The sequence below is a fragment of the Labrys sp. (in: a-proteobacteria) genome (assembly GCF_047605565.1).
GTDB classification, from domain to species: Bacteria; Pseudomonadota; Alphaproteobacteria; order Rhizobiales; family Labraceae; genus Labrys; species Labrys neptuniae.
In genome coordinates this window covers 86922-105287 of record NZ_JASGFM010000024.1, presented here as the reverse complement: position 1 = coordinate 105287, position 18366 = coordinate 86922, and the positions used below count along the sequence as shown (strand labels likewise).

At 65.2% G+C, this 18366-nt stretch carries 24 protein-coding genes and 1 pseudogene; 9 read left to right on the top strand and 16 right to left on the bottom strand.

All coding sequences use genetic code 11. The features are described 5' to 3' along the window. Positions 1-540 (top strand): annotated as a pseudogene (locus tag QM672_RS20635) (F0F1 ATP synthase subunit beta); the annotation flags it as partial. 57 nt (positions 541-597) lie between these two features. Further along, positions 598-999, top strand: a complete 402-nt coding sequence (locus QM672_RS20630) for a F0F1 ATP synthase subunit epsilon (RefSeq protein ID WP_394311059.1) — start codon at positions 598-600, stop codon at positions 997-999. Positions 1000-1131: 132 nt separating this feature from the next. Here the strand turns inward: QM672_RS20630 and QM672_RS20625 are convergent, their stop codons facing one another. Together QM672_RS20625 and QM672_RS20620 are read right to left on the bottom strand one after the other, a co-directional pair. Next, positions 1132-1344: a hypothetical protein gene (locus tag QM672_RS20625; protein ID WP_322433605.1), complete on the bottom strand. Its 213-nt coding sequence runs from the start codon at positions 1342-1344 to the stop codon at positions 1132-1134. Positions 1345-1443: 99 nt separating this feature from the next. Beyond that, the gene (locus QM672_RS20620) at positions 1444-1590 is read right to left on the bottom strand and encodes a hypothetical protein (RefSeq protein WP_415084783.1); all 147 of its coding nucleotides are present in this window, start codon (positions 1588-1590) and stop codon (positions 1444-1446) included. Between the two features lie 47 nt (positions 1591-1637). Between QM672_RS20620 and betI the strand changes: the two genes are divergently transcribed. From betI to betA, 3 genes are all read left to right on the top strand, one after another. Further along, positions 1638-2270 (top strand): transcriptional regulator BetI, encoded by a 633-nt coding sequence (gene betI / locus QM672_RS20615; protein WP_311934625.1) that lies wholly within the window; start codon positions 1638-1640, stop codon positions 2268-2270. Between the two features lie 137 nt (positions 2271-2407). Then, positions 2408-3871, top strand: a complete 1464-nt coding sequence (betB, locus tag QM672_RS20610; RefSeq protein ID WP_367626658.1) for a betaine-aldehyde dehydrogenase — start codon at positions 2408-2410, stop codon at positions 3869-3871. A gap of 120 nt (positions 3872-3991) precedes the next feature. Then, positions 3992-5650 carry a choline dehydrogenase gene (gene betA / locus QM672_RS20605; RefSeq protein ID WP_367626657.1) on the top strand — a complete coding sequence of 553 codons (1659 nt, stop codon included), beginning with the start codon at positions 3992-3994 and terminating at the stop codon, positions 5648-5650. Between the two features lie 146 nt (positions 5651-5796). Here the strand turns inward: betA and QM672_RS20600 are convergent, their stop codons facing one another. After that, on the bottom strand, positions 5797-6819 hold the full coding sequence (locus tag QM672_RS20600) for a TIM44-like domain-containing protein (RefSeq protein WP_415084780.1): 1023 nt from the start codon (positions 6817-6819) through the stop codon (positions 5797-5799). A gap of 412 nt (positions 6820-7231) precedes the next feature. On the opposite strand from QM672_RS20600, the gene obgE reads away from it, so the two are divergent. Further along, positions 7232-8281 (top strand): GTPase ObgE, encoded by a 1050-nt coding sequence (gene obgE / locus QM672_RS20595; protein WP_311934629.1) that lies wholly within the window; start codon positions 7232-7234, stop codon positions 8279-8281. Between the two features lie 68 nt (positions 8282-8349). Beyond that, positions 8350-8832 (top strand): hypothetical protein, encoded by a 483-nt coding sequence (locus tag QM672_RS20590; RefSeq protein ID WP_311934630.1) that lies wholly within the window; start codon positions 8350-8352, stop codon positions 8830-8832. 69 nt (positions 8833-8901) lie between these two features. Here the strand turns inward: QM672_RS20590 and QM672_RS20585 are convergent, their stop codons facing one another. Next, entirely contained in the window at positions 8902-9363 is a 462-nt protein-coding gene (locus QM672_RS20585) for an Hsp20 family protein (RefSeq protein WP_311934631.1), read from the bottom strand. 207 nt (positions 9364-9570) lie between these two features. On the opposite strand from QM672_RS20585, the gene QM672_RS20580 reads away from it, so the two are divergent. Together QM672_RS20580 and QM672_RS20575 are read left to right on the top strand one after the other, a co-directional pair. Next, on the top strand, positions 9571-9828 hold the full coding sequence (locus tag QM672_RS20580; RefSeq protein WP_311934632.1) for a DUF1272 domain-containing protein: 258 nt from the start codon (positions 9571-9573) through the stop codon (positions 9826-9828). A 98-nt stretch (positions 9829-9926) separates the two neighbouring features. After that, complete coding sequence (locus QM672_RS20575; RefSeq protein ID WP_415084777.1) at positions 9927-10544, top strand: urease accessory protein UreE; 618 nt, start codon at positions 9927-9929, stop codon at positions 10542-10544. A gap of 141 nt (positions 10545-10685) precedes the next feature. On the opposite strand, the gene QM672_RS20570 is transcribed toward QM672_RS20575, so the two are convergent. The 12 genes from QM672_RS20570 to ftsE all read right to left on the bottom strand — a co-directional run bounded on the left by QM672_RS20570 (position 10686) and on the right by ftsE (position 18307). Then, a complete protein-coding gene (locus tag QM672_RS20570; protein ID WP_311934634.1) occupies positions 10686-10982 on the bottom strand; it encodes a GCG_CRPN prefix-to-repeats domain-containing protein in 297 nt (98 codons plus the stop codon). An 83-nt stretch (positions 10983-11065) separates the two neighbouring features. Next, on the bottom strand, positions 11066-11521 hold the full coding sequence (locus QM672_RS20565) for a periplasmic heavy metal sensor (protein WP_311934635.1): 456 nt from the start codon (positions 11519-11521) through the stop codon (positions 11066-11068). 2 nt (positions 11522-11523) lie between these two features. Further along, positions 11524-11967 carry a hypothetical protein gene (locus QM672_RS20560; protein WP_311934636.1) on the bottom strand — a complete coding sequence of 148 codons (444 nt, stop codon included), beginning with the start codon at positions 11965-11967 and terminating at the stop codon, positions 11524-11526. Beyond that, positions 11960-12313 carry a hypothetical protein gene (locus tag QM672_RS20555; protein WP_311934637.1) on the bottom strand — a complete coding sequence of 118 codons (354 nt, stop codon included), beginning with the start codon at positions 12311-12313 and terminating at the stop codon, positions 11960-11962. The genes QM672_RS20560 and QM672_RS20555 overlap by 8 nt, the downstream gene beginning before the upstream one ends. Beyond that, positions 12306-12851: an RNA polymerase sigma factor gene (locus QM672_RS20550; RefSeq protein ID WP_415084774.1), complete on the bottom strand. Its 546-nt coding sequence runs from the start codon at positions 12849-12851 to the stop codon at positions 12306-12308. The genes QM672_RS20555 and QM672_RS20550 overlap by 8 nt, the downstream gene beginning before the upstream one ends. A 44-nt stretch (positions 12852-12895) precedes the next feature. Next, positions 12896-13360 (bottom strand): EF-hand domain-containing protein, encoded by a 465-nt coding sequence (locus QM672_RS20545; RefSeq protein ID WP_415084772.1) that lies wholly within the window; start codon positions 13358-13360, stop codon positions 12896-12898. A 169-nt stretch (positions 13361-13529) separates the two neighbouring features. Beyond that, a complete protein-coding gene (locus QM672_RS20540; protein ID WP_415084770.1) occupies positions 13530-13904 on the bottom strand; it encodes a hypothetical protein in 375 nt (124 codons plus the stop codon). 32 nt (positions 13905-13936) lie between these two features. Further along, complete coding sequence (locus tag QM672_RS20535; protein WP_415084768.1) at positions 13937-14683, bottom strand: lysophospholipid acyltransferase family protein; 747 nt, start codon at positions 14681-14683, stop codon at positions 13937-13939. A gap of 206 nt (positions 14684-14889) precedes the next feature. Beyond that, the gene (locus QM672_RS20530) at positions 14890-15708 is read right to left on the bottom strand and encodes a hypothetical protein (protein ID WP_415084766.1); all 819 of its coding nucleotides are present in this window, start codon (positions 15706-15708) and stop codon (positions 14890-14892) included. A 125-nt stretch (positions 15709-15833) separates the two neighbouring features. Beyond that, positions 15834-16682, bottom strand: a complete 849-nt coding sequence (locus tag QM672_RS20525) for a YdcF family protein (protein WP_311934643.1) — start codon at positions 16680-16682, stop codon at positions 15834-15836. 9 nt (positions 16683-16691) lie between these two features. Beyond that, positions 16692-17642: a cell division protein FtsX gene (locus tag QM672_RS20520; protein ID WP_415084764.1), complete on the bottom strand. Its 951-nt coding sequence runs from the start codon at positions 17640-17642 to the stop codon at positions 16692-16694. Further along, entirely contained in the window at positions 17633-18307 is a 675-nt protein-coding gene (gene ftsE, locus QM672_RS20515) for a cell division ATP-binding protein FtsE (protein WP_068299045.1), read from the bottom strand. Before ftsE ends, QM672_RS20520 begins: the two co-directional genes overlap by 10 nt. Positions 18308-18366 lie beyond the last annotated feature (59 nt).

Here is an 18366-nt window from a genome sequence, read left to right as displayed (position 1 = left end):
ACCAAGGGCTCGATCACCTCGGTGCAGGCCATCTACGTGCCGGCCGACGACTTGACCGACCCGGCGCCCGCCACCTCCTTCGCCCATCTGGACGCCACGACCGTGCTGTCGCGCTCGATCGCTGAAAAGGGCATCTATCCGGCGGTCGACCCGCTCGACTCCACCTCGCGCATGCTCTCCCCGGCCGTGGTCGGCGAGGAACACTATGCGGTGGCTCGTTCGGTCCAGCAGATCCTGCAGCGCTACAAGTCTCTGCAGGACATCATCGCCATTCTCGGCATGGACGAACTGTCCGAAGAGGACAAGCTCACCGTGGCCCGCGCCCGCAAGGTCGAGCGCTTCCTGTCGCAGCCCTTCGACGTCGCCAAGGTGTTCACCGGCTCGGACGGCGTGCAGGTTCCGATCGAGGACACCGTCAAGGGCTTCAAGGGCATCGTGGAAGGCCAGTACGACTACCTGCCGGAAGCCGCCTTCTACATGGTCGGCACCATCGAGCAGGCCGTCGAAAAGGGCAAGCGCCTCGCCGCCGAGGCTGCGTAACAAGGCTAATGGGGGCGCCGCCAGGCGCCCCTCTTCTGGAAATCAAGGACCGCATCGATGGCCAGCTTCCAATTCGAACTCGTCACGCCTGAGAAGCTGCTGTTCTCCGGCCCTGTCGAATCCGTCGTCGTGCCGGGCAGCGAAGGCGATTTCGAGGTGCTGTCCCAGCACGCTCCGGTGATGTCGACCATCCGGCCCGGCATCATCGTGGTCAAGGAAACCGCCGGCGGCTCGTCTCGTCATCTGTTCGTGCGCGGCGGCTTCGCGGATGTCAATCCGCAGGGCCTCACCATCCTTGCCGAGCAGGCCGTTCCGATCGAGGAACTGACGCCCGATAAGCTGAGCCAGGAAATCGCCGCCGCCGAGGCTGCAGTCCAGGCCGCTGTCGACGATGCCGCCAAGGCCCTGGCCGATCTCAAGCTCGGCCAGATCAAGGAATTGCAGAAGGCGCTGAGCTGAGTTCGCTCATCCTTTCGTTCTGAAAAGCGCGCTTCGGCGCGCTTTTTGTTTTTGCGAGGGCGGAAAGCCACGATCGCAGCAAAGCGAAGATCGCACCATGCCCGGCATGGTGCGACGACATTCGCGCTTCGCTCAGCCGTTCAGCTGGATCGTGGTCAGCAGGGCCTTGGCGACTTCGGTCGTGACGCGGCGCTTGTAGCGCTCGTGGACCACCTGCCCGTTATGGAAGACCTTGTGCTCGACATAGACCATATGGCCATCCCAGCGCAGGACATTATCCGTTTCCGTCGTCTCGATGACATTAAGCCCTGGTACGAGTTGGCCTTCGGTCGACTTGTCGCGCATCCGGTTGTTCCTCCCGTCTGATTCCTGGAGCAAAGCGCGCTCATGACTGAGCGCTTATGTGCTCCAGCTCCTTGTTTTCAGGCCAATCCACCGGATTGGCTAGAGCGCCTTGGCGATTTTTTGTGATTCCGCAAATCGCGAACGCTTGGGCTCGTCGCACGCCAGCATGCCGCCTTCGCAGGAAAATGGAAAGGGGATCGACGCCGGTCTCCAGTTCCGATCGCCGCCAAGAATCGGCGTCGGCATGGCGATCGGCTCTTGACTGATTGAACGTTCAAAATATTGTATTGGCCATGGCCGCTCAACTCACCTCAACCAACCAACGCCCGATCCGTCTGCGTCGCGTCGACGCCGGAGATGTGCGGCGTCGGCAGTTGATCGAAGCGACCATCGAGGCGATCGGCGAACTCGGCTTCAATGCCACGACGATTGCGGAGATTGCCCGCCGCGCGGACGTCTCCACCGGCCTGGTCTCCTTCTATTTCGGGGACAAGGACGGGCTCCTGGAAGCGACCCTGCGTCATCTCGCCCGGCAGTTGTCGCGGGGGGCCGCAGCCCGCCTGCGCGACGCCACTACGCCGCGGGCTCGTGTCCAGGCGGTGATCGAGACGATGCTCGGGGTCAGCCAGTTCGAACGGCGCATCGGCACGGTCTGGCTGGCTTTCTGGGGACAGGTGCCGCATTCGCCGCGCTTTGCCCGGGTACAGCGGGCCTATCATCGCCGCATCGCGGGCAATCTCGCCCATGCGCTGCTGCCGGTGCTGCGGCCGGAGCCGGCGCGGGCGCTGGCCGAGACCATCGCCGCGATGATCGACGGGCTTTGGCTGCGCGCCACCCTTGCCAATGATCCGGATGGCCGCATGGCCAGGAGTGTGGCGACCGGCTTCGTCGACAGTCAGTTCATGCTGCTCGGCCTCAGCCGCTGAGGTCAGGCGCCGGGAGTTGGCGCCGAGGATTGGCCGGAGGCGAGGGCGCCGGCTTGCATTTGGAAGTTGAGTTCATATCGAAAAGCGGAAAACGGCTCCGAACAAGCGGCGGCCCTTCCAGGCGGGGAGTTTGAAAAATGCGCTACGGCGTTGTGAAGAACCATATCGGCGGCGCCTTCGTCGACGCCACCTCGGGCGAGACCTTCCCCTCGGTCGATCCGGCCACCGGCGAGACCATCGCCGAGGTCGAGCAGGCCGGCGATGCCGACATCGAGCGGGCGATCGAGGCGGCCAAGGCCGGCTTCAAGGTGTGGTCGCGCATGACGGGCGCCGAGCGCGGCCGCATCCTCAAGCGCACCGCCGACATCCTGCGCGAGAAGAATGCGGCGCTGGCCGAGATCGAGACGCGCGATACCGGCAAGCCGATCCAGGAAACCATCGCCGTCGACGTGCTGTCGGGCGCCGACTGCCTCGAATATTTCGCCGGCATCGCCGCCACCCTCACCGGTGAGCATGTCGATCTCGGCCCGTCTGCCTTCGGCTATACCCGCCGCGAGCCGCTCGGTGTCGTCGCCGGTATCGGCGCCTGGAACTACCCGATCCAGATCGCCTGCTGGAAATCCGCCCCGGCGCTCGCCTGTGGGAACGCCATGATCTTCAAGCCCTCCGAGGTGACGCCGCTGACCGCGCCCTATCTCGCCGAGGCCTTCAAGGAAGCCGGCCTGCCGGATGGCGTTTTCAACGTGGTGCAGGGCGATGCCCGCGTCGGCAAGGCACTGGTCGCCCATCCTGCCATCAAGAAGATCTCGCTGACGGGCGAGGCCGGCACCGGCCGCATCATCATGGCCAATGCCGCCAAGACGCTGAAGCATGTCACGCTCGAACTCGGCGGCAAGTCGCCCCTGATCGTGTTCGAGGACGCCAAGCTCGACAATGCCGTCTCCGGCGCCCTGCTCGGCAATTTCTATTCGGCCGGTGAGGTCTGCTCGAACGGCACGCGCGTCTTCGTGCACAAATCGGTGAAGGACGCCTTCCTCGCCAAGCTCAAGGCGCGGGTCGAGAAGATGGTGATCGGCGATCCCCTCGATCCCAACACCCATGTCGGTGCGCTCGTCAGCCAGGAGCACCTGGAAAAGGTGATGTCCTATGTCGAGAAGGGCAAGGCAGAAGGGGCGAAGCTGCTCACCGGAGGCCATCGCGTCACCACCGGTGCGCTCGCCAAGGGGGCCTTCGTCGCCCCCACCATCTTCGACGGCTGCCAGGACGACATGGCCATCGTGCGCGAGGAGATCTTCGGCCCGGTGATGACGGTGCTGAGCTTCGACGACGAGGACGAGGTCGTCGCCCGCGCCAACGACACCGAATATGGCCTGGCGGCCGGCGTGTTCACCAACGACCTTTCCCGCGGTCATCGCGTCATCGCCAATCTCGAGGCCGGCACCTGCTGGATCAACCAGTACAACGTCACGCCGATCGAGCTGCCCTTCGGCGGGGTGAAGCTCTCCGGCCTCGGGCGCGAGAATTCGCGCGCGGCGGTGGAGCACTACACCCAGATCAAGAGCGTCTACGTCGCCCTGGGCGACATCGAGGCGCCGTACTGAGCTCTGGGAACGCAGACGTCACAGCGACATGCCGGCATGTCCCGGCGTCCGCACCTGGAAACGCGACGATTGCAGGATGGGACGAGCGGACGAGACGTCCGCGCACCCTGGGATTGAACCATGACCGAAACATTCGACTATGTGATCGTTGGCGCCGGCTCGGCCGGCTGCGTGATGGCCAACCGCCTCACCGAGGATGGCACGCATCGCGTCAAGCTACTCGAGTTCGGCGGCAGTGACGGCTCGGTGTTCATCCAGATGCCGAGCGCGCTCTCCATCCCGATGAACTCGCCGCGCTATGACTGGCGCTACCATGCCGAGCCTGAGCCGGCGCTGGGAGGACGCAGCCTGCACACCCCGCGTGGCAAGGTGCTGGGCGGTTCCTCCTCGATCAACGGCATGGTCTATATCCGCGGCAATGCCCTGGACTACGATGCCTGGCAGGACGCAGGCGCGCGGGGCTGGAACTACGCCGGCGTGCTGCCCTATTTCCGCCGGGCGGAAGGGCGCGAGGAGGGCGGGGACGAATATCGCGGCGCCGACGGCCCGCTCAAGACTTCCTATGGCAAGCTCGCCAACCCGCTCTACCAGGCCTTCATCGATGCGGCCGTCGAAGCCGGCTATCCGGCCACCGATGATGTGAACGGCTATCAGCAGGAAGGCTTCGGCCGCATGGACATGACGGTCCATAAGGGCCGGCGCTGGTCCACGGCCAATGCCTATCTCAAGCCGGCGATGAAACGGGCCAATCTCTCGGTAGAGACGCATGCGCTGGCAAGCCGTATCCTGTTCGAGGGCAGGAAGGCGGTCGGCGTCGAATATTGGCAGGGCTCCGTGCTCAAGCGCGTGGTGGCGCGGCGGGAGGTGATCCTGGCGGCCGGGCCGATCAACGATCCCCAGCTGCTGAAGGCCTCGGGTGTGGGGCCGCAGGCCGAACTCAAGGGCTTCGGCATCGACATCGTGCACGATCTGCCCGGCGTCGGCGAGAATCTGCAGGACCATCTCGAATTCTATTTCCAGATGGCGAGCACGCAGCCGATCACCCTCTATTCCGTCACCAACCCGATCGCCAAGGGCATGGTCGGTGTGCAGTGGCTGCTGCGCAAGGACGGCCTCGGCGCCACCAACCATTTCGAGAGCTGCGGCTTCATCCGCTCGCGCGCCGGCATTCCCTACCCCGACATCCAGTATCACTTCCTGCCGATGGCGGTGAGCTACAACGGCAATTCGCTCGCTTCCGAGCATGGTTTCCAGGCCCATGTCGGGCCGATGCGCTCCAAGAGCCGCGGCCATATCCGCCTGAAATCGCGCGATGTGCGCGAGGCGCCGCTGATCCGCTTCAACTATATGAGCCACCCCGACGACTGGACGGAGATGCGGGCCTGCGTCAGGCTGACCCGCGAGATCTTCCAGCAGAAGGCCTTCGAGCCCTATCGCGGCCGCGAGATCTCGCCCGGCGCCGACGTCACCTCGGACGAGGCGATCGATGCCTTCATCGCCCAGCATGTCGAAAGCGCCTTCCACCCGTCCGGCACCTGCAAGATGGGCGACCCGGCCGATCCGATGACGGTGGTGGATTTCGAGACGAAGGTGGTGGGTCTGGAGAATCTGCGCATCGCCGATTCCTCGATCATCCCGCTGATCACCAACGGCAACCTCAACGCGCCCTCGATCATGATCGGCGAGAAGGCGTCCGACCACATCCTCGGCAAGCCGCTGCTGGCGCCCTCCAACGCGCCGGTCTATCAGGCCAAGGATTGGCAGACGAAGCAGCGATAGGCCAGCCGGGCATCACGGCGGCTGATGCAAAGCGCGGCAAAGGGCGCCGGGTCTTCAGCTCCGCCAAAGCCCGGGCGGGGACATGGCAGTTGGAACCATGGCTACTCGGGCTGGCCTGAAGACCAGCCCGACAGGGACTCCAAGCGTCAGGCTTCCTGGATCGCCGACAGCTTCCAGTCTTCACCCTTGCGCCGCACGAAGGTCCAGATCTCGGTCGTTTCGCTGGGCTCGTCCTTGCCTTCGACGATTGCGCCCGTGGTACGGTCGCGCAGGACGTCGACCGACTGGTAGCGGAAAGCGGCGCTGACATAGTCCTCATCGCCCTCGCGCCAGGCTTCGGCAATGTCGGCCTGGAGCAGGCGTGTGTCGCGCACATCGTTGCGGACGCCGCGCTTGGCGTTGTCGGCCAGTTCTTCGGAGAAGTAGGACACGATTTCAGGTGTCGTCAGGCGACGCAGGGCGGCGTGATCCTCCTTGGCGAAGGCATCCTGGACCTCAGTCAGCCGGTGCTCGAAGGTATCGAGATCGGCCTGCGTGGTCTCCAAGGCCTCGCCACGGGCAGGGCTGGCCGCCGCCGGGGACGACAGGCCGAAGAAACCGGTGCGGCCGCTCGTGGTCGGCTGCGCGTCGCGGTTGAAGCCCTGATTGCCCAGGCCCTGATTGCCCAAGCCCTGGTTGTCAAAGCCGAATCCGCGCGACATTTGCGGCCCACCTGCTGTCGCAGCGGCCGGCGTGCGGCGCGAACGCCACCAGGAGATCGCGAAGAAGGCGATCACGGCGATCAGGGCGGCCTGCAGCAGGAAACCGAGCATGCCGGCGAGGCCGCCGAAGCCATAGCCCAGCAGCGCGCCGATCAGGCCGCCGACCAAAAGGCCGCGCATCAGGCCGCCGGCGCCGCCGAACAGGCCGGGCCGCTGCTGCGCGGCGCCTTGCGCTAGCGGCGAAGCGGGCTGCGTCGCGCTCGGGCCGGGATTGGGGGTCATCGAACGCTGGACCGGGGCAGCCTGGTCCGGCGCCGTGCGGGTGGCCGGCACGGAATCATAGGTGCGCGCGCCACGGCTGCCGATGCTGCCGCCGCGGCGGGCCTCGGACAGATCCACCGCCGCCAGCGTAAACGCCAGGGACAGGGCGGTGACCAGGGAAAAGAGACGAGTCTTGCTGAAGCGCATGATCGGCAACCTATCTTGCTGTTGCCCGCTTCGATGTCTGCGAACGGGCCCTTTTTCAGCGGTCCGACATCACGTGCGCATCAAGCGCGACGTCAGAGGGGCCCGGCCCGCGTCCGGAATGTGGGGGCGTGGCGGGGGCGATGCAAGTGTATTTCCTGTAATCATTGCCGCCGGCACGGCGGCAGACCATCAAAACCGGCGCCACCGGGGGCAGTCGCTCTCGACCGCAGGGCAGAGCGGTCTATATGAAATCCCTCGCTTTTTACCCGCAAAGGCACTATGTCAGCGCCATCAGCTAGATAGCATCGACAGTGTGGGCGTGGGCCGTTCGGCTTGCGCAGCGGGAGAATTGGCCGAGAGACCTCGTTTCGGATCTGGCTTGACCATCTTCCATGAGGACTAGAACCGAGCCATGAAGTTTCTCGATCAAGCCAAGATCTACGTCAAAGCCGGCGATGGCGGTGGGGGCGCTGTGTCCTTCCGGCGCGAAAAATTCATCGAATTCGGCGGCCCCGACGGCGGCGACGGTGGCAAGGGTGGTTCGGTCGTGGCCGAATGCGTCGACCATCTCAACACGCTGATCGACTATCGCTACCAGCAGCATTTCAAGGCGCGCGTCGGTATGCATGGCATGGGCCGCAACCGCACTGGCGCCAATTCGCCCGACGTGGTGCTGAAGGTGCCGGTCGGCACCCAGATCTACGAGGAGGACGGCGAGACCATGATCGCCGACTTCACCGAGGTCGGCCAGCGCGCCCTGATCTGCAAGGGCGGCAATGGCGGCTTCGGCAACGCCTATTTCAAGACCTCGACCAACCAGGCGCCGCGCCGCGCCAATCCCGGCCTGCCGGGCGAGGAGAAGACGATCTGGTTGCGCCTCAAGCTGATCGCCGATGCGGGCCTGGTCGGCCTGCCCAATGCCGGCAAGTCGACCTTCCTGGCCACGGTGACGGCCGCCAAGCCCAAGATCGCCGACTATCCCTTCACCACGCTCTATCCTGGCCTCGGCGTCGTCCGGGTTGACGGGCGCGAATTCGTGCTCGCCGACATTCCCGGCCTGATCGAAGGCGCCCATGAGGGGCACGGCCTCGGCGACCGCTTCCTCGGTCATGTCGAGCGCTGCCGCGTGCTGCTGCATCTGGTCGACGGCACCTGCGAGCACGCCGGCAAGGCCTACAAGATCATCCGCAACGAGCTGGCCGCCTATGGCGGGGATCTGGCCACCAAGCCGGAGATCGTAGCGCTGTCGAAGACGGATTCGCTCTCGCCCGAACTGCTGAAGGAACAGGTGGCGCGGCTGAAGCGGGCGGCGAAGAAGACGCCGATCATCCTGTCATCCATCTCCGGTGCCGGCGTGCAGGAGGCCCTGCGCCAGCTTTTCGAGGTGATCGGTGCGGCCAAGGCCGCCGACGCCATCATCGAAAAACCGGTTTTGGAAAAGAACAATACCTGGCAACCCTGACCAGATCGCTGTGAACTTTTCGGCTCTGATCGGTGTTGAGTTGTCGGATGGGGGCAGGAGTTGAAGCAATGGCCTTGAGCAAGACGACAGTGCTGTCGCGCCTGTTGGCCGGAGCCTTCCTGGCGCTTGCGGCCCTGGTCGTGGCCATGCCCGCGCTTGCCGATACGCTGACGCCGAAGGCTGCGATCCGGGTGATGACGCAGGCCGGCTATTCCGGCATCGGCGGCGTGACCCATGACCTCAATTTCTATTACGCAGCTGCCGTCGACGCCAAGCATCGGCGCGTACGCGTGACCGTCGACGACCAGAGCGGCAAGATCGTCGCCGTGGTGCCGCTGCGGGGCAGTGGTGCGGCATTGCCGGCACGACAGGCCCTGAGGCCGATGCCTCCGCTGCAGCAGACGCAAATCAAGCCGGTGCCCCGCATCGTCCCGCTTACCGTGCCGCCCCCGGCGCTGCGAACGCCCGGAAGCTACGCCTACCCGCTCAATTCGAGGGGGCAGCTGACGCCGGGTTGGTGCCGCTACCGCCAGATCGCGCCGGGGTGCTGAGGAAGCACCCAACGCAAAGGGCGCCCCGGTTTCCCGGAGCGCCCTGACTTTCCATTCTATCCTGTTGGCTTAGGCGGCCTTGGCTTCAACCTGCCGGGGAGCCGATCCATTGATCGGGATCAGCCGGGGCTTCTTGGCCTCCGGGATCTCGCGGACAAGATCGACATGGAGCAGGCCGTTCTCGAGGCTGGCACCCGTCACCTGGACGTAATCGGCGAGCTGGAAGCGGCGCTCGAAAGCGCGGGCGGCGATACCCTGATGCAGGATCTCACCCTTGCTGGCTTCCTTGCTCTCGGACTTCTCGCCGCGAATGGTGAGGGAGTTTTCCTTCACTTCGATGGCGATGTCGCTCTCGGCGAAGCCGGCGACGGCAACCGAGATGCGGTAGGTGTTATCCGAGGTGCGCTCGATATTGTAGGGCGGGTAGGTGGTGGCCGAAGCATCGACGCCGGCGACCTGATCGAGCGCCGAGAACAGGCGGTCGAAACCAACGGTGGAACGGTAAAGGGGCGAAAAATCAAACTGACGCATGGCTATCCTCCTTTGAAGCGACAAGCCGTTGAAATGCTCCGCCATCTGGCCGGAGCTGACATGTGCATCCCGTCCGGGCCTGCACAAACCATGATTTGGTGCGGGTTTCGGCGGTTTCAAGGGGTGGGGGGCGATTCTTGATCGGGCTTGTCTTGAGCGTCCGATCGCGCAAGATGGCCTGGTTCCAGGCCGTTCTCCAGGTGAGTCATGCTGAAACTGCGCCCCAATTGCGAATGCTGCGACAGGGACCTGCCTCCCGATGCGCGTGACGCGATGATCTGCACTTTCGAGTGCACCTTCTGCGCCGATTGTGCGGCGAATGCCTTCGATGGCACCTGCCCCAATTGCGGCGGCGACCTCGTGCGCCGGCCGGTCCGTCCTGCCGCCCTGCTGGCCAAATATCCGCCTTCGACGGAGCGCGTATTGCGGGACGGCGACTGTCTTGCCAGGCGCGATGCGGCTTGAGCCGCCGGCGTCATTCGCCAGCCCGGCGACGATTTCGCCCCTGCACATCGGCGCGAAGCAGTCTATATGAGGCAGTGAGACCCCTGCAGGAAACATCCATGCTTCACGCCCATTCTTTCGTGCCGGCCCGCGAGGTCGAAGCCAAGTCCATTGCCGACAGTGTCGTGCTGACCTTCGAGGATCGCTGCCAGCGCCAGGGCGTGGTGCAGACGGTGGGTGGCCTCGATATCCTGGTTGACCTCGCCGAGGTGCCAGCGCTTGCCCATGGCGATGCCTATCGGCTGGAGGACGGCCGGCTGATCGAGATCGTGGCCGAGGCCGAGCCCCTGCTCGAGATCAAGGGCCGCGACCCCCTGCACCTGATGCGTCTGGCCTGGCATCTCGGCGACCGCCACCGCGAAACCGAGATCGGGGCGAAATGGCTGCGCATCCGCCAGGATGCCGCGATCGCCGAAGTCCTCAAGGGGCTCGGCGCCAAGGTCGTGGCGATCGAAGGGCCGTTCCAGCCGGAGGGCGGGGATCACAGCCACGACGCGCATGGACACGATCATGGCCATCATCACGGCCATGATCACAAGCACGACCATCATCATCACCATGATCACGGGCATGAGCATGGTCACGACCATGACCACCATCACCATGACCATGGTGATGCTTGCGGTTGTGGGCACGACCATGAGCACGGGCATCACGGCAAGCACGGCCACGACTGAGCGGCGAGCGGGCTACGGCCGGGAGTATGGCGCCGGAAAGCGAGCGCCATTTTCGGAAAATGGGATGCGACGGCAGGATTTGCAGCACCGGATCCGCTTCCGGACCCGGTGCTTTGAGCGATCAGCCTGTCGCAGCTCGGTCTACCAGCGATGCCAGGCGTGCCTGTAATAGGGGCGATGCCAGCCGTAACCGCCGCCCCAGCCGTAATAGTAGACGGGGCGGCTCCAGCCATAGCTGTAGACCGGATATTGCGGCACGCAGCGCCCCCAGATGTTGGGACGCCAGCCAGGGCCGCAGCCCCAGGCCACCTGCTGCACCAAGGGCGCGGAGGCCGGGTTGGAGGCAGCCAGCGGCATGGCCGAGGCGCCTGTGGTCGTGGCGGCCAGGCCGGGCAGGCCGAGCGTGGCGATGGCGGCGATTTGAATGATACGCTTCATGATGGAACTCCACCGGATACTGCTTGCGGAAGGCCGGCGTGGCCTCCTGCGAGCTTGAACGCAGTCCGCAGGGAAATCCGTCGCTATTGAGCGGATTTCTTCGGCGGTGGCGGCGGCGCGTGGATATAGCGGCTCAGCCCTTCGGCCAGGATGGCGCGATCGGCCGGCGAACTCGTGGCCGCGAATTCGACGATGCGCTGTTCGAGTCCGGCCCGCATGGCGGAATCGGCGATGCGGGCGCGTTCCAGGGCCGCAAGCAGGGCCGGAGCATCCAGTGTCGGTTGCCGCAATAGGGCGGCGGCATCGCGCCGAGCCTGCTGTCCGTCGAGGATTGTCTGCCGCGCCTGATGGCGCGCCTCGCGCAGGGTCTTGTAGAAGGCATCGCGTTCCGGCGCCGGAAGCTGGTTGCCCAGGGCCTGCAGCGAGGCACGCGGGACGGATCTGCGCGCCTCGAACCAGACGATGCCGCCGGCGATCGCCCCGGCCAGGAAAATGTTGAGGGCGATCGAGACGATGAGGGGGACGCGCGCGCCGGCCATGATCACGATCCTTCCTCGCTGATCTCGGTATCAGGCCCGGCGTCTCCGAAAGCCGTGACCGTCGCGCCCAGACCGAGATGCTCTGTCCTTGTCGGCGCATCGAGCAGGGCGATTGCCAGGGTTCCCGCCAGGGCGCCGGCAAGACCGGCGCCTGCGAGGCCGAGGCCGAGCCACCAGCGGCGGGTCCGGCGGCGGGGAGCGAGGCTGGCGGTTCCGGCCGCCACGACCCGTGCATGAAGATCGGCGGTTGGGGACGGGACCGCATAGCGATCCAGCATGGCGTCGAGTTGGGCGGCAGCCTGCAGGATGGCCTGCCCCTCGGCGCTCGACGCAAAGGCCATGGCTGCAGCCCGTTCGGCTTCCGGCCAGTGCTGCAGGCGGCTGCCATGGCTGTCGGCAAGGGCGGCAAAACGCCTGGCATCCATTGGTGTGGGTCGGTCAGGCATGGGAGCCGCTCCCTGACAGCAGGGCTTCAAGCTTGTCCGAACGGGACCGGCGGACGGGTGCTGCGAGGCGCTGCGGGAGGCCGGCGGCTGTCCGGGCTTGGGGAGTGGGAGCGGCTGCATTGCCCTGTCCTGCAGCCTGGAGGCGGATGCAGCCATGTTCCTCGATGCCGCGCAGCGCCAGGTCGAGGCGGCCGGCCCGTGCGAGAATATGCCGGCCCTGCGGTGTCAGCGCGAAGGCGCGCCCGGCGCTACGCTCGGATGCGGGCCAGGTCTCCATCACCGCGCCATAGGCGGCGGCGAGGGCCGCAAAACGCTCTGCACTCATCGCGAAGGGAGCTTCAGTCATGGTCGGCCTTCCTGATCAGGAGCGATTGCAGAGAACGGCGTCCGCGGGCAAGCAGGCTCTCCAGCGCCTCGACGCTGATTTCCATGGCCGCGGCGGCCTCGATATTGGACATCGCCTGATAGTAGGTCAGGACGATGGCTTCCCGCTGCCGCGGAGCAATGGCCTGCAAGGCTCGCTCGACATGGTCGCCGGCCTCCTCGATCCCGCTGGTCGCCGGATGGTCCACAGGGGCGGCCAATTCGGGTAGATCGAGGCCTGTCCACTCCCTGCGGCGGCGCAGGCGGTCATAGCAGAGATTGAGCACGACACGATGGATCCAGGTGTCGAATCGGGCTGCGCCGGGCCGCCAGCGCGCCGCATTGCGCCAGATCCGCAGGAAGGTCTCCTGCGCGACATCCTCGGCCTCAGCGGCATCGCCCAGCATGCGGCGCGCCAAAGCGAGCAGCCGGGGCAGCTTGCGCGAGACCAGGGCCTGCATGGCGGCATCGTCGCCCGAACCGATCCGGCGCACCAACTCCTCGTCTGGATCGGACACCATGGCCAGGCGCACTCCCGGGACTCATCGAGGGCCATGGTCCAGCATCATTGCGCCGGTTTGGCAGCCGATTTGTGGCCCGGCAGTTCCTCGCGGGCGAGCGCGCCGTCCTTGTTGGCATCGAGCCGGGCAAAACGCTTGGCGAAGAAGGCGTCGAGTTCGGCCTTGTCGAGGAAGCCGTCCTTGTTGGTATCGAGGCGAACGAAGGATTTGGCCGGGTCGGTCTTGGCGTTCCGTTTGGTCTGGAAGGCGCTCCATTCCGCCAGGCTGATCTTACCGTTGCCATCGGTATCCGCCTTCATCAGGGCCTTCTCGCGGCGGGCCTGGAATTCGGCAAGGCTGAGTCCGACCTTGGCCGGTGCGTTGGATTGTGAAGGGGCCTGAGGATCGGGGGCCTGGGGAGTGGGGGCCTGGGCGGCCGGGGTCTCGGACGGCGCCGGTTGCGTCGTCTGTGCCATAGCGGCTGCGGCCGGCAAGGCCAGCATCAAGGCAAGGATCGAACGGCCGATCATGGGCATCTCCTGGGACAGATCGCGCGGATAGCAGCGCGAGGGACGCCATTTGAACGGCGGGGCCAGGAAAATCCGTCGGTCGGGCGGCAAAGAAGTTTGCGGTCCGAAACACCTTGCGATCTGACGGAGACAAGCCGTCTCGCAAGGGCGTGTTGCGACAGGTGGGCGTTCAGTGCCGGCCGTCGAGATCGCGAATGGCTGCCGCCCGCGCTGCCGGATCCCCGGCCAGGAGATGCACGTGGACTTCGCAGGCGCCGGCCCCGGCTGCTGCCGCGAGCATGGCGAGGAGATCGTCGCCGCCTTGGCCGGCCTCACCGATCCACACACAGGCACCGCCTGCATCGACCGCGATCAGGACGGCATCGACATAGTCGGGGCATTGGGCGATCGGATAGACCGAGACCAGATAGGAACGGCCTGAAATGCCGACCCAGCGGCGGAAGCGCGATGCCGCCGCCGGCGCATCGCGGCCCAAGGCGGCCAGCGTCGTGCACAGGCGGTGATCGGGCGACGATGAACGAGAACGAATCGCGATCTGTGTCATGGAACAAATCTAGAACATTGCCTGCCGTGGCGTCAAGCGATTCGGGTTTGTTCCGGCGCCAGGGGATCGCGGGCCTCGGCAAGCAGCCGGTCCGACGCCGTCTCGATGTCGTCGACCAGGCGCTCGAAGAAGACCGTCTTGTCCTGGCCGGCCGGTATGGCCGGCAGGATTTCCATCACCAGCCTGCCAGGCTGGCGGATGAACTGGCGCCGCGGCCAGAAATGCCCGGAATTGAGGGCAACCGGGACGCAGGGAACGTCGAACTCGCTGTAGAGATAGACCACGCCATATTTGTAAGCCGGCTCGGCGGCGGGCGTCCGGCGGGTCCCCTCGGGGAAGATCACGATCTGCCGGCCCCGGGCGAGTTCGCGCTCACCATCCGCCTTCATCTGCTTCATCGCCTTGGAGCGGGCGCCGCGGTTGACGGCGATCATCTGCGCCTTGGCGGCGAGCCAGCCGAAGACGGGCAGCCACATCAGTTCGCGCTTGAGCACGTAGCAGGGATCCTCGCAGACGAGGAACATGGCGAAGATGTCCCAGGTCGACTGGTGCTTGGCGGCGACCAGAACCGGCCCGGGCGGCAGGTTCTCCCGCCCGCGAATCTCGCAGGTGATGCCGGCGATGTGGCGCATCAGGAAGATATTCACCCGCGCCCAGTTCTTCACGATCCAGAGCAGTGCAGCGCGCGGCATCAGCAATGTCGGCAGCGCCAGGATCATCCACAGGACGATGTTGACATAGAAGGCCAGGTTGAACAGGAGCGAGCGCAATACGAGCATGAACTGGATCATTCGAGGGATGCTGGTGCGGCTATAGCAGAATTGACGGCGGATGCCTCCCTCTTCATTGCCGGTCGACCAGGGACTGTCATCTTCGGGGGAGGAGGAGCAAACTTTGTTGCCCGAGGCAAATGTCTCTTGTTTGGCGGAACTCTCGCGCGCGACTTTTGCGACCAGGGGAATGGCAGTTGTCGCGGTACGGCGGGCTATTTCAGTGTTGCTATGATCGTGTCGACGTCCATGCAATCCTGCGTTGATGGGTTTTGTCCGGCGCGCTCGTCGATCGCCATCGCCGCATCGTGTGCCTTCCGGACCCGGGCGACCATCGCCGGCGACTGATCCTTCATCAGCATGTCGGAGGTGAGATCCGTCACCTGCATGGCGCGCCTGTTGAGTTCAAGCTTGGTGCAGCTTCCGGCCGCCGGAGCATCCTTATCATCCTCGTCCGTGGGCAACATGTTCGCCGCCGCAGCGGCTGCCAATTGGACCGTGGAAACGGCGAGATCGCAGGCCGGAGCGAACTCGGCGGCCTTGTCCTCGCGATAGATGCACTCGAAATTGTACGCCTTGGCGTTCGCGATCGTGAACACATAGCGTTTGATTTGCGGGCGCTCCTTGCCAAAAGGCATTCGAGCGTTCTGGAAGACCATGTCGATGGCGGGCTGTCCGAGCATCTTGGTCATGGATGAGGATTTGAGCTTGATCAAAGGCAGATTCGCGATCGCCTTCGTGAAGGCATCCGTAATTTCCTGACGTGTCTTCTCGCTCACTTCCTTGAAATCTCCCAAATCACGCGGGCCGAGAAAGGTGATGATGACGTCACCGTTCGCCGGCGAAGATGCGGTCACGCCCGTCACATCGCCGGTTCCGTCGGCGAACTCGCGATCCAGCGCGAAATTCAAGGGATAGTTAAAGGTATAGGAGCCATCGACGGATTGGAAAGTCCGGGCGTCTTGTGAGGCGGCAGCGGTCGGCAAGGCCGCCGCCAGCGCCAGTAAATAGCCGGCTCGTGCAAGAAATGACATAATCTATCTTCTGTGAGTTTCTACGGGACTGTTTTGCTGCGGAAATCCCGATCAAGGATGCACTTCTACCTCTGAGCTTTGCGATGCGAGGACAGGACGGCTCTATCCTGCTCTCGCAATATCCCTCACTCGGCCCGCGCCTGCACCCTCTCCGCCGTGGCCCGTTCCATCCGGAGCTGGAAGGTGGCGCCTGCATATTTCACATATTCCGACAGCAGCAGGCGGATGCTGGCCGGATCGGACCACCAGGAATCGAGCCTAAGATTCTGCGAGATCACGGGATAGGCGATCAGCGTGGTATCCGGCAGCACCCGGCGCAATTCCAGCAGCGAACGCGGCATATGGTAGTTCGAGGTCACCACGATGATCGACTTGAACTGCTTGTCGCGCACCCAACGTGCCGTTTCCAGGGCGTTGCCGAGGGTATTGAGGGCATTGCGGTCGATATCCACGCAGCAGTCGAGCACCTCGACGCCGCCGGCACTATGTCCGGCCAGCGCCTGCTGGCTGGTGGCCTTGTTGACGCCGGTGATGAGAAGCCGCTTGGCACGGCCTTGGTTGAGCAGGTCGAAGGCCTCGCTGATGCGGTCGGCGCCGCCGGTGAGGGCAATGATGCCGTCGGCCCTCACCGCCGGGCTGGGCGTCTGGTTCTGCAGGCTCGAGACGAAATAGGCGAAATCCGTCACCACGGCCGCGGTGAAGAACAGCAGGCAGGCGCCGGTGATTTCCATGACCCAGCGCAGCCAACGGCGCGGCCGCCTCGGCGGGTGCTCCGCCTGGGAGGGGGAAGCGATGCCATCGATCGTCGAGGCCTGCCGCATCGGACGCGCCCATGTCAGCCGATCGAATCTGGCCAGCCTGCGAAAACTGGCCAATCCGCCATATCCGAAATTCTTACGGATGGTTTGGGCGAAAATGGGGTCGGCGGGGCGGGTGTGTAGCGGAATGGGCGCAGAGCCCTGCCAGACGCTCATGGATGACCCCTATATGTGGCCTCGCAGCACACGGTGAACCGTCATGCGCGATGTGACGCCGGTGATGATGGCAATGAGCACGACTGCCGCGGCAATGGCGGCATAGCCGCGCCAGTCCATGTTGAAGGAGCCGAACAGGGCTTCCATCTGGTCGCCCGCCGCCGTGGCCGTGAAGCGCGAGGCCAGCATATGGGCAAAGAGGAAGGTCAGCGCCGCCGCGCCGCCGCCGATGAGCCCGCCCTTGAGACCGAGCCAGAGGAAATGGCGCTGGAATTCGTTGGCGATGAAGCTGTCATGCGCGCCGACGAAGTGCAGCACCTCCACCACGTCCTTGTTGCCGGCCATGGCGCCGCGGGTGGCGAATACCACCGACAGTGCCGTGGCGACGACCATCAGCACGAGGATGGCCAGGCCCGCCAGCACCATGGCACGCGCCATGGCCGCCAGGCGTGCGATCCAGAAGCGGTGATCGTCGAGGCTGGCGCCGGCCACGGTTTCGGCCAGCGTCTTCTTCAGGGTGGCGAAGTCGGGCAGGCTGCCCGGCGTGATCTTCACCACGATCAGGCGCGGGATCGGCAGGTCGCCCATGTCGAGGCCCTCGCCGAGCCAGGGCACCAGCATGCGCTCGGTCTCCTCGCGCGAATAGACCTGCACGTCGCTGATCCCATCGGTGGCGCGGGCGGCGACGACGGCCTTGGCGATCTCGGCCTCGACGTCGCGCCCCTCCACCGGGCGGACTTGGATGGTGACCTCGCGCGCGATCTGCGAACCCCAATCGGCGGCCGCGCCGGCAATCAGCAGCACGCCGCCGGCCGTAAGGGCGACCAGGAAGGTCATGATGGCCACCACGGCCATCAGCGAGCGCCCTGCGATCGAACCCGACGGCACGATCGGGGCAGCCGGGCGGATCAGCGTCTCGGCGCGCCGGCCGGCAGGCTGGCTTCTGTCGTTCACGACCATGACGCGGGCTCCTGGACCGTGACATGGCCATCCTCGAGGCGCAGGCGCCGGGCGGGGAAGAGTTCCATCAGGCTTTCGTCATGGGTGGCGATCACCACCGAGGTGCCGGAACGATTGAGTTCGATGAACAGGCGCAGCAGGCGCCGCGCCAGGGCCGGATCGACATTGCCGGTCGGCTCGTCCGCCAGCAGCAATTCGGGGCGTACGATCAGGGCGCGGGCGATGGCGGCGCGCTGCTTCTCACCGCCGGACAATACGGGCGGCAGCACATGCATGCGCTCGCCCAGCCCGACCCAATGCAGCAATTCGACCACTTCGGCCCGGTAGCGCGCCTCGTCCTGGCCCTGTACGCGCAGGGGCAGGGCGATGTTCTCATAGGTGGTGAGGTGGTCGAGCAGGCGGAAATCCTGGAAGACGATGCCGATGCGCCGCCGCGTCTCGGCGAGGGCGTGCTTGGAGAGGGTCGACACCTCCTGGTCGAAGGTGTGGATGAGGCCACGGGTCGGCTTGAGGGTGAGAAAGAGCAGGCGCAGCAGCGTGGTCTTGCCTGCGCCGGAGGGACCGGTGAGGAACTGGAAGGAATTGGCGGGCAGGTCGAAACTGACGTCGCGCAGCACTTCCGGGCCCATCCCGTAGCGCAATCCCACATTCTCGAACCGAACCAAGACAGAATCTCCCCAAGACGGCCCCGACCGCCTCGGCTGCACTGTGCCGGGAGGGCGTT